This window comes from Amycolatopsis pithecellobii, assembly GCF_009707865.1.
Lineage (GTDB): Bacteria > Actinomycetota > Actinomycetes > Mycobacteriales > Pseudonocardiaceae > Amycolatopsis_E > Amycolatopsis_E pithecellobii.
In genome coordinates, this window is sequence record NZ_WMBA01000001.1 from 144,484 (window position 1) to 161,388 (window position 16,905).

General features: G+C 67.0%; 16 protein-coding genes. 15 read left to right on the plus strand and 1 reads right to left on the minus strand.

Going from position 1 to position 16,905, the window contains the following annotated elements:
• Positions 1 to 19: 19 nt before the first annotated feature.
• The 15 genes from GKO32_RS00695 (at position 20) to GKO32_RS00765 (ending at position 15,859) form a co-directional block, all read left to right on the plus strand.
• The gene (locus GKO32_RS00695; protein WP_166459303.1) at positions 20 to 1,183 is read left to right on the plus strand and encodes an ABC transporter substrate-binding protein; all 1,164 of its coding nucleotides are present in this window, start codon (positions 20 to 22) and stop codon (positions 1,181 to 1,183) included.
• 60 nt (positions 1,184 to 1,243) lie between these two features.
• The gene (locus tag GKO32_RS00700; protein WP_154754762.1) at positions 1,244 to 2,200 is read left to right on the plus strand and encodes a PDR/VanB family oxidoreductase; all 957 of its coding nucleotides are present in this window, start codon (positions 1,244 to 1,246) and stop codon (positions 2,198 to 2,200) included.
• Positions 2,201 to 2,217: 17 nt separating this feature from the next.
• Positions 2,218 to 2,937, plus strand: coding sequence for a class II aldolase/adducin family protein (locus GKO32_RS00705; RefSeq protein ID WP_246242973.1), 720 nt, complete (start codon positions 2,218 to 2,220; stop codon positions 2,935 to 2,937).
• A gap of 16 nt (positions 2,938 to 2,953) precedes the next feature.
• Complete coding sequence (locus tag GKO32_RS00710) at positions 2,954 to 3,616, plus strand: MBL fold metallo-hydrolase (RefSeq protein ID WP_154754763.1); 663 nt, start codon at positions 2,954 to 2,956, stop codon at positions 3,614 to 3,616.
• A 48-nt stretch (positions 3,617 to 3,664) separates the two neighbouring features.
• Complete coding sequence (locus tag GKO32_RS00715) at positions 3,665 to 4,573, plus strand: alpha/beta hydrolase (RefSeq protein ID WP_154754764.1); 909 nt, start codon at positions 3,665 to 3,667, stop codon at positions 4,571 to 4,573.
• Positions 4,574 to 4,633: 60 nt separating this feature from the next.
• On the plus strand, positions 4,634 to 5,785 hold the full coding sequence (locus GKO32_RS00720) for an epoxide hydrolase family protein (RefSeq protein ID WP_312867380.1): 1,152 nt from the start codon (positions 4,634 to 4,636) through the stop codon (positions 5,783 to 5,785).
• Between the two features lie 185 nt (positions 5,786 to 5,970).
• A complete protein-coding gene (locus GKO32_RS00725) occupies positions 5,971 to 8,181 on the plus strand; it encodes a CocE/NonD family hydrolase (RefSeq protein WP_166459304.1) in 2,211 nt (736 codons plus the stop codon).
• Between the two features lie 8 nt (positions 8,182 to 8,189).
• Positions 8,190 to 8,741, plus strand: coding sequence for a nuclear transport factor 2 family protein (locus GKO32_RS00730; protein WP_154754767.1), 552 nt, complete (start codon positions 8,190 to 8,192; stop codon positions 8,739 to 8,741).
• A complete protein-coding gene (locus tag GKO32_RS00735; RefSeq protein ID WP_166459305.1) occupies positions 8,741 to 9,970 on the plus strand; it encodes an acyl-CoA dehydrogenase family protein in 1,230 nt (409 codons plus the stop codon). Before GKO32_RS00730 ends, GKO32_RS00735 begins: the two co-directional genes overlap by 1 nt.
• Complete coding sequence (locus GKO32_RS00740) at positions 9,963 to 11,129, plus strand: flavin reductase (RefSeq protein ID WP_312867381.1); 1,167 nt, start codon at positions 9,963 to 9,965, stop codon at positions 11,127 to 11,129. Before GKO32_RS00735 ends, GKO32_RS00740 begins: the two co-directional genes overlap by 8 nt.
• A 106-nt stretch (positions 11,130 to 11,235) precedes the next feature.
• Positions 11,236 to 11,823: a TetR/AcrR family transcriptional regulator gene (locus GKO32_RS00745; RefSeq protein WP_154754770.1), complete on the plus strand. Its 588-nt coding sequence runs from the start codon at positions 11,236 to 11,238 to the stop codon at positions 11,821 to 11,823.
• A gap of 79 nt (positions 11,824 to 11,902) precedes the next feature.
• On the plus strand, positions 11,903 to 12,772 hold the full coding sequence (locus tag GKO32_RS00750) for a fumarylacetoacetate hydrolase family protein (RefSeq protein ID WP_154754771.1): 870 nt from the start codon (positions 11,903 to 11,905) through the stop codon (positions 12,770 to 12,772).
• A gap of 2 nt (positions 12,773 to 12,774) precedes the next feature.
• The gene (gene mhpA, locus GKO32_RS00755) at positions 12,775 to 14,388 is read left to right on the plus strand and encodes a bifunctional 3-(3-hydroxy-phenyl)propionate/3-hydroxycinnamic acid hydroxylase MhpA (protein WP_166459306.1); all 1,614 of its coding nucleotides are present in this window, start codon (positions 12,775 to 12,777) and stop codon (positions 14,386 to 14,388) included.
• Complete coding sequence (locus GKO32_RS00760; protein ID WP_208024225.1) at positions 14,385 to 14,744, plus strand: cupin domain-containing protein; 360 nt, start codon at positions 14,385 to 14,387, stop codon at positions 14,742 to 14,744. Before mhpA ends, GKO32_RS00760 begins: the two co-directional genes overlap by 4 nt.
• The gene (locus GKO32_RS00765) at positions 14,741 to 15,859 is read left to right on the plus strand and encodes a DUF3500 domain-containing protein (RefSeq protein WP_154754773.1); all 1,119 of its coding nucleotides are present in this window, start codon (positions 14,741 to 14,743) and stop codon (positions 15,857 to 15,859) included. Before GKO32_RS00760 ends, GKO32_RS00765 begins: the two co-directional genes overlap by 4 nt.
• 78 nt (positions 15,860 to 15,937) lie before the next feature.
• On the opposite strand, the gene GKO32_RS00770 is transcribed toward GKO32_RS00765, so the two are convergent.
• A complete protein-coding gene (locus GKO32_RS00770) occupies positions 15,938 to 16,888 on the minus strand; it encodes an amidohydrolase family protein (protein ID WP_154754900.1) in 951 nt (316 codons plus the stop codon).
• Positions 16,889 to 16,905: the final 17 nt, after the last annotated feature.

A 16,905-nucleotide genomic window follows, 5' to 3' on the forward strand; every position in this document is an offset into this window, starting at 1 on the left:
TACAGAAATGAGGCTTGCAATGAGGCAAGTGAAGATCATCGTGGCGGCCGCGACGGCGGGCTTGCTCGCCCTGACAACGGCTTGTGGGGCCTCGGGCGGCAGCACGTCGAACGCCACGATCTCGCTGGGCATGATCATCGACAAGACCGGGGTCTTCGCGTCCTCGGGAATTCCGGCGCTGAACGGTGTCCAGCTCGCCGTCGACGAAACCAACCAGGCGGGCGGGATCAACGGCAAGAAGATCGATCTCGTCGTCCAGGACGGCACATCCGACCCGGCGGTCGCGGCGGCTGCTGCCCGCACGCTGAGCCGCAAGGTGCAGGCCGTGCTCGGCACCGCTTCCGGTTCCGGCTGCCGCGCGGTACAGCCCATCCTGGACTCGGCCAAGGTGCTCCAATACTGCTTGTCGCCACAGCAGTTCACGCTGACGCCGTTGTTCTTCTGGGGGCTCGCGCCGGTCACCGGGTATATCCCCGCGACGGTTCCCTGGCTGAAGGCACAGGGTTATCACCGGATCGCGTTCATCGGCCAGAACGACGCCACCGGGGACGGCTATCTGTCGGTCTTCAACGCCATCGCGAAGTCCGACCCGGCGAACTACCAGATCGTGGGTCAGGAGCGCTTCGATTCCGGCGCCACCAACCTGGAAACGCAGGCGACCAAGCTCCGGGACACCAAGCCCGACCTGATCGTCGCCGGGACCACCGGTGGCAATATCGTGCCGGTCGTCCGCGCCGTCAAATCGCTGGGGATGACCCAGCCGATCTGGGTGGGTACCGGTTCCGTTTCACTCGACGCGTTGAGCCCGTTGGCCGGCGACCTTCCGGCCGGGGGATTGTTCGCCAACGCGTTCTGGGCCGACATCTCGGACGAGGTGCCCGCCGGTGTCCCGTATGCCGCCGATGTGACCAGCTTCGCCAAGGCATATTCCGCGAAGTACAACCAGAAATCCGTTTCCGCGGCCGCCGGTTCCTACGACGCGACAATGCAGATCATCGCCGCAGTCAAGTCCGGGGCGACCAAGGGTACGGAAATCGCGACGCACATCGAGTCTTCTGCGTTCACCGGTGCGCTCGGCGATTACAAGTTTTCGCCGGCTGTTCATCAGGGCGCGACTTTGCCGCCCGTGATGATGACTTACCAGGGCGCCAAGGGTTTGAAGCTCGCATTCTCCGGCTCGTGATTCGCGCACGCATCGGTGGTCGCAAGTGGACGGTGAGGCAGTGGAAAGGTGAGTGGGCAGATGACAACAGGATCCCTGGACCTGGTTGTGACGTCCGTCCGGTGGGAGGCCGACGACGTCATCTCGATCACGTTCGCCGACCCGGCGGGCGGAGACTTGCCCGAGTGGCGGCCGGGCGCGCATCTCGAGTTGGTGCTGCCCAGTGGTCTCGTGCGCCAGTACTCGCTCTGCGGGTCACCCGGGGATCGATCCGAGTACCGGGTCGCGGTCCTGCGCGAGGCGAATGGCCGCGGCGGCTCCCGTGAGCTTCACGATACGGGCTTGGTGGGCAAAAGGCTGAAGGTGGATGGCCCCCGTAACCGCTTCGAGCTCGTGCCGAGCAGTCGTTATGTGTTCATCGCCGGGGGAATCGGTATCACTCCCATCCTCGCCATGGTGCGCTCGCTCGCCACGTCCGTTCCGTGGTCTCTGCACTATGGCGGGCGAACGCATGCCGGCATGGCCTTCACCGATGAACTGGTCGCGATCGGCGGTGACCGGATTACCTTGTCGCCTCAGGACAAGGACGGACTGCTCGACGTGGACGCCATCGTGGGTGGCGCCGACGAGTCGACGGCGATCTACTGCTGTGGCCCCGCTCCGCTGCTGGAGGCCGTGCAGGCCGCGTGTGCCCGGCTCGTCCCCGGCGCCTCGCTGCACATCGAACGGTTCAGCGCCGCATCGGCCGTGCCAAAGGCGCCCGGCGACGAGCGGACGGTCGAGGTCGAGCTGCGCAGGAGCGGGGTCACCGTCGAGGTCGGTCGCGAAAGCTCCATTTTGGATGCGATCCGCGAAGTAGTGCCCGGCGCTCCGTACTCGTGCACGGAGGGCTATTGCGGCAGTTGCGAGGTCACGGTGCTCGAGGGGACGCCCGACCATCGTGACGACATTCTCACCACCGAGGAGCGCGAAACCGGGCGGACCATGTTCCCCTGCGTCAGCCGCGCGTTGTCCGAGCGACTCGTACTCGACATCTGAGTAAGGAAGGTGCCGCGTTGACGGACGATTCGATCAGCAAGCAACTGGCTCAGGCGTACCAGGCTCTGGCATTCGCCGGACAGACGGACATGGTCTGGGGCCACGTGAGCGCCCGAGACCCGGGGGGACGGGGCGCCTGGATGAAGGCCGCGCCATGGGGATTCGAGGAGATCACCGCCGAGCGGCTCGTCCTCGTTTCACCGGAGGGGGAGGTACTCGCCGGCCAGGGCCGCAGACACATCGAGTATCCGATCCACACCAAGATCATGGAGGCGCGCCCAGAGGTGGGAGCGGTGATCCACAGCCATGCCTCCGCGGCCTCGGTTTTCGCTTCGCTCGACGTTCCGCTGCGCGCGATTTCCCATGACGCCGTCCCGTTCCTGGACCCGGACATCCCGCGGTTCGCCTATACCGGGAACCTCGTCCGCGACGACGACACGGGGGCACGGCTGGCAGAGAGCCTGGGGGAGGCCGCCGGTGCCCTCATGGCCGCGCACGGGTTCGTCGTCGTCGGGGAAACCCTTGCGGTCGCCGTGATGCGCGCGGTCCTTCTGGAGCGGGCCTGCCGTAACCACCTCACGGCGTTGGCGGCCGGTGGCCCCGCGCGGTGGTCCGACGACGCCGAGATCGCGGAGAAACGCGCTCTGGTCTGGTCAATGACCCAGTACCAGGCCGGTTACGACTACTTGGTGCGAGGCGGGACGGCCGCTGCGTCCCACGACCCCATGACCCCCTGACGAAAAGGGACTTCATATGCGGAACGGCACTCCCGTCACCGTCACCTGTCTCGGACACTCGTGCGTGCTGCTGGAGGTGGGCGAGGGCGACACGGCCTCGCGCCTGCTGCTCGACCCGGGCAATCTGACACCGTCGCTCGAGGAGCTGGATCCGGTCGATGCCGTCCTCATCACCCACAGCCACCCGGACCACCTCGACGTGCAGCAGCTCGAGCGGCTCCGGGCCAAGGGAGCCTTTCGGGTGTTCGGCCCCGCGGACGTCAGGGAGCAACTGAAGGACGTCGACGTTTCCTTCGAGGCGGTGGAGCCGGGCTCGTTCGAGACCGCGGGCGTGACCGTGGTGGCGAGCCGCGGTGGCCACGAAACCCTGTATCCGGGCGTTCCGCTCCCGGACAACATCGGGTACGAAATCGCCGGCCGTGTCTTCTCCCCGGGGGACTCGCTGGTGGCTCCCACACAGCAGGTCGAGATCCTGCTCGCGCCATTGGCAGGTCCCTGGATGAAGTTGTCCGAGGGAATCGACTTCGTCAGGGCTGTCGCACCGACGACGGTCATTCCGATCCACGACGCCGGCCTCGCACCCGCACATCGTGGGCTTCACCGTGCGCTGTTCGGCAACTTCGCTCCCGAAGGAGCTGCTCTGCACCCGTTGGACCCCTTCGAGTCGCTCGCGATCTGAAGTACCAGCACCTGTCGATCCGTGATCAACGAAGAGAAAGCAAGCACAATGAGCAATTCAACGCAGTTCACCCGCCAAGTCGCATCCGACGGGCCGGCGAAGGGCAAGACCTTCACCGGGCGACGCAACGCCGTCGTGACCCAGGAGGGGAACCCCGGCCACGACCTTCCCCTCGTCATCGCCATTCACGGCGGCGGGTTCACCTCCGCCTACTTCGATGTCCCCGGCTATTCGCTCCTCGACCGCGCGGAAAGCGCCGGAGTCCCGCTCATCGCGATCGACCGCCCCGCGTATGGAGGTTCGGACCCGGTCGCCTCCGATGGGTCGGTGTTCGCGGCGAACGCCGCGGCGCTCGACCACCTCGTTTCGGAACTCTGGGCGGACCACGGCGCGGGGAGAGCAGGCGTCTTCGTCATCGGCCACTCCATCGGCGCGTCCATCACGCTGGCGCTCGCCGCCCGGCAACCGGCGTGGCCCCTGCGGGGAATCGCGATCTCCGGCTGCCTGCTGCGGGAGCCCGAGAGCGTGGTGGACTGGTTCGCCTCCATTCGGACGGAGGAATTCGCTGTTTCGGCTGAGGAAAAAGCCGGCGTCATGTTCGGCCCGGAAGGAACGTACCGACCTGACATGCCGCACGCGTCGAACTTCGCGAACGTGCCCGTGCTTGCGGCTGAGTTGATCGAGGCCTCCTCACAGTGGGAGAAGCAGTATCGAGTCCTCGCGCCCAAGATCTCCGTGCCGGTGCACATCCGGCAAGGGGAGTTCGACGCGCTCTGGATCAACGACGAAACACAGGTCACCGAGTTCGCTGCGGCGCTTACCGGGAGCCCATGGGTGGATGCGGAGCTGTTCCGCTCCGCCGGTCACGCCATCGACTTCCATCGCGGCGGCGCCGCACTGCAACTCCAGCAGCTGGCGTTCGCGCTGACAACGTGCACACGACGGACTGCGAGCTGATGCTCGCGAAGCATCCGTGCCCATCCATTCCGGATCGATATGCCCTCGGAGGAATTTCCCGTGCAGGTGAAGCCATTCACCATCGCCATCGATGACCACCACCTCGAAGACCTGAACCATCGGCTGAGGCGTACTCGCTGGCCCGACGCCATAGCAGGCAACGACTGGGACGACGGAGCGGAACTCCGATTCATGCAGCGCCTGACGGAGTATTGGCTGAACGAATTCGACTGGCGGGCACAAGAGGCCAGACTGAACGCATTGCCGCAGTTCTCCGCGGAACTCGACGGGCTTCAGATCCATTTCCTCCACCAACGCGGAACCGGCCCTGATCCGATCCCGCTGGTGATGACGCACGGCTGGCCGGGCTCCGGTTTCGATATGGAGCAGGTCATCCCCCTACTCGCCGATCCGGGCGGCCACGGCGCGGACCCGGCCGACGCGTTCGATGTGGTCGTCCCGTCGCTGCCGGGCTATGGGTTTTCGCAACGGCCGACCCGGCCAGGCTTCGGCCCGCGACGTGCGGCCGAGCTGTGGACGAGGTTGATGACCGGGCTCGGGTACGAGCGTTTCGGCGTACAAGCCGGCGACTGGGGAGCGGCCGTTTCCACCTGGCTTGCGTCGCTCTTTCCTGATCGGGTGGCCGGGCTGCACTTGAATTTCATTCCCGGCAGTTTCCGGCCGCCACTCGGGGATGGCCGGCCGCCGCTTTCAGCGGACGAAGAGGCGTTTCTTGACACCGCCGCGAAATGGTTCGATGTGGAGGGCGGATACCACCGGCTCCAAGCGACGAAGCCGCAGACGCCTGCTTATGCGCTGACCGATTCACCTGCGGGGTTGGCGGCATGGATTGTCGAGAAGATGCGTGGCTGGAGCGACTGCGACGGCGTGGTGGAGCGCGCGTTCACACTGGATGCGCTCCTCACCAACATCTCGATCTACTGGTTTACCGGCACCATCGGCTCCTCCATGCGCTTTTACCGCGAGAATCGGCTGGACCCGAATCATTTCGGGCCGGGTGAGCGTATCTTGCCGCCATTGGGCGTGGCCGCGTTTCCGCAGGACATCATGCCGCCCCGTTCGTGGGTCGAGCGTGTCTTCAACGTGACACGGTGGACGCAGATGCCCAGCGGGGGACACTTCGGCCCGATGGAGGCGCCGGAACTGCTCGTCAATGAGATACGGGAGTTCTTCCGTCCGCTCCGCAGTTGAGCTCGGCGGCGACGGCATCCCAAAAAAAAGATACACTCTGCATCTTGACGCGTGGCGGACATCGCGGGCATGCTAACTACTCGAATCATGCGGGTAATTTAGCGAGGACGGTTGCGATGGTGCGCCAAGGCAAGTTCGCCGGACCGGTCGGGGGGCTTCGATTCCTCACGCCCACACGCTCTGGGGTGACCGATGACGAGGGCATATTCGAGTACCGGGACGGTGAGGTCGTCACGTTCTTGGTGGGCGACACCGTGCTCGGTGCGGCCCGCGGCTCGGCACGGCTCACACTCGCCGACATCGTCGCTCGCGTCGGTGGCGACGTCAGCAAGCTGGCCGACCCTGGCCTGACCAACATCGCGCGGTTCCTTCAGACCCTCCATGTCGGCGATGACCTCGCCGACGGGATCACGCTCACCCCGCAGATCCACGAGCTCGTCGGCAACCGCCCCATCGACTTCCGGTACGGGCTGATGTCGCTCCCTGGAGCGCCGGCCAACCCGGTGGACGCGTTCACGGCCGATCCGGTGGTCGCCGCGTTGCTCGGCGATCTGAACGCGTCCGGAGTCTGGGGCGCCGGATCCGCTCGCAGCTTGCGCTCCCCATCGGCGGCACGCAACGAGGTTCGCCGCACGGTGATGGGGATCCGCTGTTACCGAGACGTCCGGATCCCGCTGAAGAACGGCTCACACGTGTTCGCCGACGTTTTCCGGCCCGACACCGACGAGCCGGTTCCGGTGATCATGAATTGCGGCGTCTACGGGCGTGCCTTCGTCCATCACTCCACCGCGACTCCAGAACAAATCGAGCAGCACGAGGTGATGGAGGACCGCTATTTCAGCGGCAACCCGGACGGGTACGAGTACGAGAACCACGAGAGCATCAACACCGTTGACTGGGTCCCGTATGGGTATGCGCTCGTCCGGGTCGACGCTCCCGGCGCGGGCAAGAGCCCTGGCACGCTCGGGATCTGGGGGATCGACGAGGCCGAGGCGTACTACGACGCGATCGAGTGGGCCGCAGCGCAAACGTGGTCCAACGGCAACGTCGGGCTGTGGGGGATGTCGTACTACGCGGTGAACCAGCACGCCGTCGCGAGTCTGAAACCCCCTCACCTCAAGGCGATGATCGCCATCGGCACCGACGCGGACCTCTACGAGGAGCTGATGTACACCGGCGGCATCCTCAACGAGGAGTTCTTCCCGATGTGGTTCGACAAAGCCATCGTGCCCGCGATATGCGGGGAGGTCGATGCCAAGGACTTCATGGCCATGGGTCGCGCCAACCCGTTCAGGGACTCAGACCCCGATGCGATCTTCGGACCGCGAGCCGAGGTGCTGATGAGCCCGGACCTCAGCAACGTCACGGTGCCGCTGTGGTCCGTGGCCGCGACCTCACATCCCAGCCACTTCCACCAGCTGGGGAGCAGCGAGACCTACTTGAACACCCCGACGCCGGACAAGAAGCTGGACTTCTGGGAGGACTGGTTCCTCAAGTCCTACGCGCCGGACACGGTCCGCGATCACCGCGACTTCTTCGACCACTGGCTCAAAGGCGTGGACAACGGCATCATGGACCGGCCGCCGGTGCGGCTCGAGATCCGGACCGGCCTCGGGGCGTCCTACCTCCTGGAGGAAGACGAGTGGCCGATCGCGCGGACGGAGTACGTCCGGTCCTACCTTGATGCCGCCCCTGTCGACGCCGATCTCGAGATCGCGTGCGACCACGTGCTGCGGCTGTCCTCCACCGTCCCCGACGCCGACCGATCGGTGACCTACTCCGCGGGCGTCGACCTCGCCGAGCCCGGCCTGCCGGCGCCAGGTCCCGACGGTCGGATGCCGGCGACGGCTCCCTGTCGCGGTGCGACCTTCATCAGTGCGCCGATGGAGCACGATTCCGTTCTGGCGGGCTACCCCAAGCTCGTCGCCTGGGTCTCCTCGACCAGCGCGGACATGGACCTCCACGTCGGGGTCCGCGTCCTGGACGAGGCGGGCCGCGAGGTGGACTACTGCGGACCCGCCCAGATTCCCGGCACCGGGACGCTCTTCTACCCGCTGACCAAGGGCTGGCTGAAGGTCTCCCATCGGCGCCTCGACCCGGACCGATCGACCGAATATCGGCCGAAGCACACCCACCGCAAGGCGGACTACGCACCGCTTCAGGACGGCGAGATCGTCCCCATCGAGGTCGAGATCGTGCCCAGCACCGGCGTGATCCGCAAAGGGCACCGGATCCGCGTCGATCTGGAGCCCTACACCGGCGCCGGTCACGGCAATCGACACGGCTACGACCCGAGCTATCACGACGGCGCCCAGAACACGATCCACACCGGACCCAGCCATCCCAGCTACATCCAGTTCCCGTTCCTGCCCGCCACGTCGCTCGACGCCCGTTAGGAGAACCCATGAACATCGACGAACTCAGTGCGCGCGCCGAGATCCACGACGTCCTGTTGCGCTACTGCCGCGGCCTCGACCGGGTGGACCTGAGTCTCGTCCGCGGCGCCTTCCACGACGACGCCTGGATCGACTTCCCGGAAAGCCTGCACATCGGTGGCGTCGAAGGCTTCGTGGGCTTCCTGGCCGCGGAGATGCCGCGGTTCGAGCGGACGATGCACTTCCTCGGCAACAGCCTCATCGACTTCGACGGACCCGACGTGGCTCACGTCGAGACCTACTTGAGCGCCGACCACCAAGGCTCCGATAGGCATCACTGGAAGAACGAGACGGTCAAACTGTGGGCCCGATACCTCGACCGTTTCGAGCGGCGTGACGGCGTCTGGCGGATCGCACGGCGACGGATGGTCGTCGACTGGATGTTCAAGTACCCCGCCGGAGGGTGGTTCGACGATCACCCCGACGCGTCGGTGACCCGGCGCGACGGAACTGACCCGGCGCTGCGAGCGACGGCTGGATTCACCGGCACGCCGGCGGCCACGGACGGGTGGCCCTCGTGATGACGATCAACGCCAGGCTCGAGCACCCGACGGCCGACGAGCTCCGTGCCCGGCTGGTGCAGATGCGGCCGTGGCTGCGCGAGAACCAAGCCGTGGCAGAACAGCAGCGCCGAGTCCCCCAGGAGAGCATCGAGCGACTCGACGAAGCGGGGATCTTCACGCTGGTCATGCCCAAGAGGTACGGCGGCGCCGATTTCTCCACCCGCGAACTGCACGACATCTACCGCGAGTTCGCTCGAGGGTGCGGTGCGACGGCCTGGGTGGTCTGGGCCGCGGCCGGCGGCAACCTGTGGAGTTGCGCGTTCCCGGAGGACGTCGTCGCTCCGGTATACGAGTCACCCTGGGTCGGGAACCGGACCTTCGCGCTCGGCGGGACGAGTCGCCGGATGTCCGGCACCGCGCGGCGGGTGGACGGAGGCTGGATGATCAACGGTGTCTGGCCCTTCGCCACCGGCAGCATCCACGCCAGCCACGGTTATCTGGCCGTGTTCTACGACGAGACCGACGACTCGAAGCTCGGCATGGCGCTGGTCCCGAAGAGCGAACTCGTGGTGCGTGGTGACTGGGATGCGATGGGCCTGGCCGCCACCGGAAGCCAAACCGTCGCGACGGAGGGCGAGCTGTTCGTGCCCGACGCACGTTTCAGCACGCCGGACAGGCTCGCGGAGCGACTCGACGAACTCACGAGCCAAGGTCTCGGACCTCGGCGGGGAGGAATCGTGCGCTCGTTGGTGGTCTGCACGGCGATCGCGCTGGGGATGGCCGACCAGGCCATGGAGCTGTTCGTCGGCGGGGTCGAGAAACGGAGCATCCCGTACTCGCCGTACAAGACCCAGATCGACGCCCCCATCACGCACCACACCGTCGGTCGCGCCCACGCCCGGATCCGGGCCGCCGGACGCGTCGCCGATGCCGCGGTGGCCGAGCTGGATCGCCTTGACGCCGCCGGGAGGGAGCCCTCGGTGCTGGAGTCCCTCGAACTGCACACGGATGCCGCCTATGTGTGGGACACGTGTGCGGCCGCCGTCGAGACTCTCTTCCGCGCTTCGGGGGCCTCGGCGATCATCAAGCGGCAGCCGCTCCAGCTGATCGCCCGCAACTGCCGGGCCGGCAGCATGCACGGCGCGCACGGCATCGATACCTGGCTCGAGAATGTCGGACGCGAGTTGTGTGGCGCCAAGGCGGGTGACCTGTCCACCAGCGTCCTGGAGCGAGGCCGCCGTGACTGACCCACGCGACCCTCAGCACTTCCGGACTGTTCTCGGGCACTTCCCGACCGGGGTCGCCGCGGTGACCTCGATCGGCGAGGACGGAGGACCGATCGGCATGATCGTCGGTTCGTTCACCTCGGTCTCGCTCGATCCGCCCCTGGTCGCGTTCCTGCCCGCCAAGCGGTCGAGAACCGGCCCCAGGATCGTCGGGTCGGGTCGGTTCCTGGTGAACGTCCTGGGGGCCCATCAGGAGCTGATCTCACGAGCCTTCGCCGCGGGTGGCGACAGCAAGTTCGACTCGGTCGGCTGGACACGCTCGCCGGGCGGATTGCCCCTTCTCGACGATGCGGTCGCCTGGATCGAGTGCGACATCGAGGCCGTCCACGAGGCCGGGGACCACGACATCGTCGTGGGTGAGGTCTGCGCGCTGGAAGCCGTGAGCCCGGCAGCGCCGTTGATCTTCTTCCAGGGCGGCTACGGCCGGTTCGCGTCGTTGAGCCTCGCCGCCGCAGGTGAGCCCGATCTCATCGATCAGCTCCGGTTGGTCGACGTCGCCCGGCCGTTCATGGCGGAGCTCGCCGCTTCGACCGAGGTCGAGTGCCTGGCCTCCAGTGCGATCGGGGAGGAGAGCGTTCTCCTTGCCACCGCGGGCAGGCCGGTGGATGGCAGGACCTACAGCCGCGTCGGGCAACGCCTGCCTCTTGATCCGCCGCTGGGTGCCGCACTCGTGGCTTGGTCGCCCGCCGCGTCGTCGGCGTGGAAAGCGCGGGCACATGCAGGAACGGATTGTGCCGGCGAGCTCGATCAGCTGCTCGCCCGGGTGCGAGACCGTGGCTGGTCCGTCACCACGTGGAGCGATGACCTGCGTGCCTTGGAGGCCACGGTCGACGACACGCTTCGCCACGGGGTGACACCGCAGGCCCGCCGCAGTGTCCGGGAACTCGTCGGCCGGCTCACGGCCGAGCACGAACCGGCCGATCTCGCCCGTGCGCAGGGTTTCCGCAGCGTCACCGTGCCGGTCATGGGTGGCGGCGAGGTCGTCCTTCAACTCACGCTCCGCCTTCCGTTCGGCACGGGATCCGCTGACCTCGACCGTTTCCTCGCCCCTCTCCGTGAAACCGCCCAGCGCGTCTCCACCGCACTGAACTCCTCACTCGCCTCGGAAGGATCTCGATGACCAGCGCAGTCCGAGTGCCGGCGCCTGCTGGTGCCGCTTCGAACCGGTTCACGGCTCGCTAGCCTCTGCTCCTGGAGAACATCGGCGACGAACATCGAGGGCGGGCATGAGTACGACGAGGCGGCGTGGTGTGGAGCTGGAGACGGCGATCCACGCGGCTGTGCTCGATGAGCTCAACGAGCGCGGCTATGCGGGCGTCACCTATGACGGTGTCGCGGCGCGTGCGGCCACCAGCCGGCCGGTGCTCTATCGCCGGTGGGCGACCAAGGCCGAAATGGTGCTTGCGGCGGTGCTCGCCTCCCGGACCGAGGTGATCGTTTTGCCGGATACGGGGCGCCTCGCCACGGATCTGAGCGCGATCCTCGCCTCCATGCGCGAGAACTTCGGCGTTCCGCTGCGCGCCACGATGCTCGGGCTGCTCGCCGAGCTCGACGCGGAGTCGGCGGAGTCCGTGCTGGGTCTGCTTTCCGGGTGGGGTGCGGACATGGTCGCCCCGGTGGTGGCCCGAGCCGGCGCTCGTGGCGAGATCGGTCCGGCGCAGGTGCCGCGCGAGGTGCTGGCCCTGCCGTTCGATTTGGCTCGGCACGAGCTGACGTTCCGGGGCACGCTTCCGGAGGAGCGGATCACCGCCATCGTCGACGTCATCGTGGTGCCGTTGCTGGAGCTTTACGCCGGCTCGCAAAAACCGCTCTGAATCTGCGGGCGTTTTCCTTGACGGGTCTCGCCGTGCCTGCATAAACTGCCGAAACATACGGGTAGTTTAGGAGAAACACATGCGTTTGGCCGGAATGCGGTTCGAGGGTGACGTCGTCGTCGCCGCGGTGCGGTCCGAAGGTCTGCGGCCGCTGGCGCGGGTCACGGATTTCTGGGCCGACCCCCACGGGTTGGTGACTGACGAATTCGTGGCAAGCCGCCCCGTGGTCCCGCGGCACGGCGTCGAATTCGTGCCGCCCGTGCGGCCCGATGCGAGGATCTTGTGCGTCGGCCTGAACTATGCGGACCATGTCGCGGAGGGGCCCTTCTCGGTTCCCGACCATCCGACGATCTTCGGTCGCTGGACCCCGTCGCTGGCGGTGACCGATCAGCACGTCGCCGTCCCGGTCGACGAGAACGGCCTGGACTGGGAGGCCGAGTTGCTCGCCGTCGTCGGCTCGCGGCTGTCCGTGGCCACGGTCGACGAGGCCAAGGCCGGTGTGTTCGCCTACGCGTGCTTCAACGACATCACCGCCCGGCGCGCGCAGAAGCTCACTACTCAGTGGACGATCGGCAAGAACGTCGACGGCAGTGGCGCGATGTCGGAGCTGGTCACCGTCGACGAAGCTCCCGACCCTGCCACGGGACTCCGGATCACGGCGCGGGTCAACGGTGAAGTGACCCAGGACGCCAGCACCGATCAGATGATCTTCCGGGTTTCCGATCTCCTGGCGTTCCTGAGCCGCTCCTTCGAGCTGCGCCCGGGTGACCTGGTCGCGACCGGGACGCCCAGCGGAGTCGGGTACGCCCGAACGCCCGCATGGTTGCTCCAGGCCGGCGACAGTGTGGAGGTGGCGATCGAGGGCATCGGCTCGGTCCGCTCCCATATCGTGGCCACCTCGGCATCCTCGGCCGGGGCCGCTGTCGCAGGTGTCCCGGCGGGCCGATAGCGATGGGTGCACACGGCTCGGAAAAGGACGGCTTCGACTGCCTCGTCGTCGGTGCCGGCCCGGTCGGGTTGCTCTCGGCGCTGCTCCTGGGCCGAGCGGGCCGGCGAGTCCTCATCGCCGAACGCCGGCCTGCCCGCTACCCCCTGCCGAGGGCCTGCACGATCGACCACGAGGCGCTCCGGATCCTTCAAGGCGCCGGAGTGATGACCGAATATGCCGACCTTTTCGAGCCGTCTCAAGGAGATCGCGGGGGTTACCAGCTCCGCAACGCCCAGGGTGAACTGCTGCGCGCCATCAACTGGAACCGGACGGCGGAGTCGGGGTGGGCGAATACGAACGGTTTCTATCAACCCGATTTGGAGGTAGCGCTCGAGGAGCTGGTGACCGCACTTCCGACGGTTGAGCTGTGGCGCGGCTGGACGGTCACCGACCTGGCGGAAACCGGTGACCGCGTGGGCGTACGCATGGTCGCGACCGAGGACGAGTCGCGAAGCCGCGACGCGCTTGCCCGGTGGGTCATCGCCGCGGACGGAGCCAACAGCACGGTGCGCGAACGTTTGGGCATCGCCGGCATCGACTCCGGGTTCGAAGCCGACTGGCTTGTGGTCGACTACCGCCCGATCGTCGACCCTCCGTGGGACGCGTTCGTCACTCAGTACTGCGACCCGGTCCAGCCGGCGACCGCGGTCCGGAGCGGGCCGGGACGTCGGCGCTTCGAATTCATGCGGCCCGTCGGGATGAGCGTCGAAGAGCTCGGTCGTGCCGAGACCGCTTGGCGGCTGATGGCGCCGTGGGGGGTCACCGCGGCGAACGCTCACTTGGAGCGGCACGCCGTCTACACGTTCCGGGGCCGGTCGGCGTCCAGGTGGAGGGCTGGCCGGGTCTTCCTCGCCGGTGACGCCGCCCATCTGATGCCGCCGTTTCTCGGTCAGGGGCTGTGTGCCGGACTGCGGGATGCTCAGGCGCTGACCTGGCGCCTGCGGTTGGTACAGCGGGGCTTGGCCGACAGTTCCGTGCTGGACACCTACGCATCGGAGCGCTCCGCCCATGTGCAGGAGATCATCGACGAAGCGGTCGCCCTCGGCCAGGTCGTCTGCGAGACCGATCCGGCCCGGGCGGCGACCCGCGATGCGGCGATGAAAGCCGAGCTCGCCGATCCCGAACGTGTGACCGTCGAACCGCCGCACCCACGACTGGGCCGGCCCTCGCTGACGATGCCCAGTAACGGCGCGGACGGACGGCTCTCGGTCCAAGGGCGGGTTGTCGTCGACGGGCAGGTCGGGCTGTACGACGACCTCGTGGGTGGCGACTGGCAGCTGATCGGGTGGGAGGTCGATCCGGCGGTCGTGCTCAGCCGGTCCGACCTCGACTGGTTCGCCGGGATAGGCGGCACCGTGGGTATGGTCGGCGATGGCCGGCACCCCGGTGCGCCGGTCGACGTGGACGGCACCTATCGACGCTGGTTCGCCGACCACGACTGCCAGGTCGTGCTCAGTCGCCCCGACTTCTACGTCTTCGGCACCGGCACGGCGGAGCGGGCAGCCGACCTCATCTCCGGACTCCGCGCACTTCTCGCTCCCTCGACCTCTCGACGACAGGACTCTGTGGCGTCATGACCATGCGCATCACGCGGCTCGCCGATGGAGAGCTTTTCAACCCCCCGGGCCACACCGGTGTCGGCCCCGTCCGCCTTCAGGGCGGCGACGCGACTCCGACGGATGAGTTCAGCGTCGTCCTGTCGCACTACCTCCCGGGTGCGACCGCCGGCCTGGCGCCGCAGGTGTCCGAAACGGTGTACGTCGTTCTCTCCGGGGCCCTGGTGATGACCAGCGGGGGAGAGGAGGCGACCCTGCAGCCCTACGACTCGGTCCATTTCACCACCGGCACGACCCGTACGGTCGAAAACCGCACCCATCTTCCGGCGAGCATGCTCGTCATCCGTGCCACGCCCCGAACGGAGGAACAGATATGAGCAACGAATCGCGGCTGATGCACGCCCCGGCACATCGCCCCGTGCCCGGTGACTTCAACACCACACTCGTCACCTTTGCGGCGATGGCGCTGTTCGACCACTTCGACACCGACCAGCGCGCTCAAGCGGTGGTGCCGCTCGACGATGCCAACCGGACGCACTGGAACTTCCTGCCCGAATCGGGGCGGAAGGGCATCGCGCTCCGGGACATGAACGACGTGCAGCGCTACCTTACGCATCGGCTCATCGCCCAGTGTCTCTCGGTCGAGGGCTATGCCCAGGTCGTCCAGGTGATGTCGCTCGAACACGTCCTGCGCGAACTGAACGCGCCCGTCTTCGGGCATGTCGCGGCACATTTCCGGGATCCGGAGGGCTACTTCCTCACCTTCTTCGACCAGCCTCAGCCCGACAGCGACTGGGGCTGGCGTCTGGTCGGGCACCATCTCTCCTTGAATTTCACGGTCGCAGGCCAGGACCTGATCGCCGCCACCCCGCTGCTTCTCGGAGCGGAGCCCGGTCGGCTCGGACCGTTCCGCATCCTCGGCCACGAGGAGGATCTGGGGTTCGCACTGCTGGGGCGCCTCGACGAGACCCAGGCCGCGACTGCGACGATCCACGCGACCCCACCGCCGGACTTCGCGACTCGGTGCGTACCCGTCCTGGGCGATGAGGAGTGGCCGGATGTCCACGGTGTCGGACGTCGTGACGCCGGCATCACCGACGTCGATCGCGAGGCCCTCCGCTGGGTCAAGGGCGCTCCGCGGGGACTCGCCCGAGCGCGGATGGGCGCCGACCAGCAAGAGGCGTTCGATCACCTCGTGGAGGCGTTCGTGGCGCGCCTGAAGCCCGAACAGGTCGGCCGCGAGATGGACCGGATCTTCTCGGCCGGCCGCGATGATCTTCACTTCGTCTGGGCGGGATCGCATCGCCTCGATGAGCCCCACTACTTCCGCATCGAGGGTCCCGTGACCCTGATCGAGTTCGACAACACCGAGGACAACGCCAATCACGTCCACTGCGTCTGGCGCGACCCGGGCAACGACTTCGGCGCGGACATCCTCGCCCAGCACCGGGCGGCGCAGCATCAGGGCGACGACACGCAACGACCGGAGTGATGGACCGGCTTGGCTTGGGCGCCGAGGTGAACCCGCGCCTGATCGCCTTGTGTCATGCCAGCTCGCCCACCGAACTGGTCAAAGCCGAAGCAGGCGCTGGGCGTTGCCAGAGGCGATCTTCACGCGGTCGGCAGGGCTGATCGGCGCCTGGTTCAGAAAGCCGACCGCCTTGTCCGTCGCCGAGTACGGGTAGTCCACCGAGAACATGATGCGGTCGGCACCGAACACCGTGAGTGCGCACTGCAGTGGCGCGACGCTGGTGTACCCGCAGGTGGTGATGTGAAGGTTCCGTTGTGCGGTCTCGGCTACCGATCGGGCGTGCCCCTTCAGCATCGGGGTGAGCAAGTCGTCAGCTCGCGTCAGGGAGAACGGGAGCCCTTCTCCCATGTGACCCACGATCACCTGCAGTGCGGGATGGCGCTCGAACACTCCATCGACGATCATCCGGAGCACGTGCATACCGCACTCGGCGTGCCAGCCCCACCCACCCGTCGCGAGCAGCGTTGCCACGGCCGGCTCGAGTCCGCCGAAGTACGCCTCGCGGACGGCCGAGGGCGGCAGCCCAGGGTGCAGGTAGATCGGCACACCCAATCCCTCAGCGCACTCCAGGACTGGCTGGAACGAAGGGTGGTCAAGGAACCTGCCGTGGGTCTGACCATGGATCATCGCTCCGACGAACCCGAGTTCCTCGATCGCACGCCGGAACTCCACCACCGCGCCTTGGGGATCGGCCATGGGCAGAGTGGCGAATGCCCTGAAGCGATCGGGATGGTCCGAGACCGTCTGCGCCATCCGATCATTGACCTGGCGCGCGATCGATATGGACCTCTGTGGCTCGAGTTCCTGGATGAACTGTCCGACCGCCGAAAGGATCTGGAGGTCGATGCCCGCGTCATCCATGATCTGCAGGCGCGCGGGAAGGTCGTCGAGTTCCTTCGCCCGTCTTTCCATCGGGATCCCGAGGCTGAGTCCCTCCGACTCGAGGATGTCTCGCGGGAAAAGGTGCTCTTCCAGAGCGATGATCTTCAAGCCATCGGTCCCTTCAG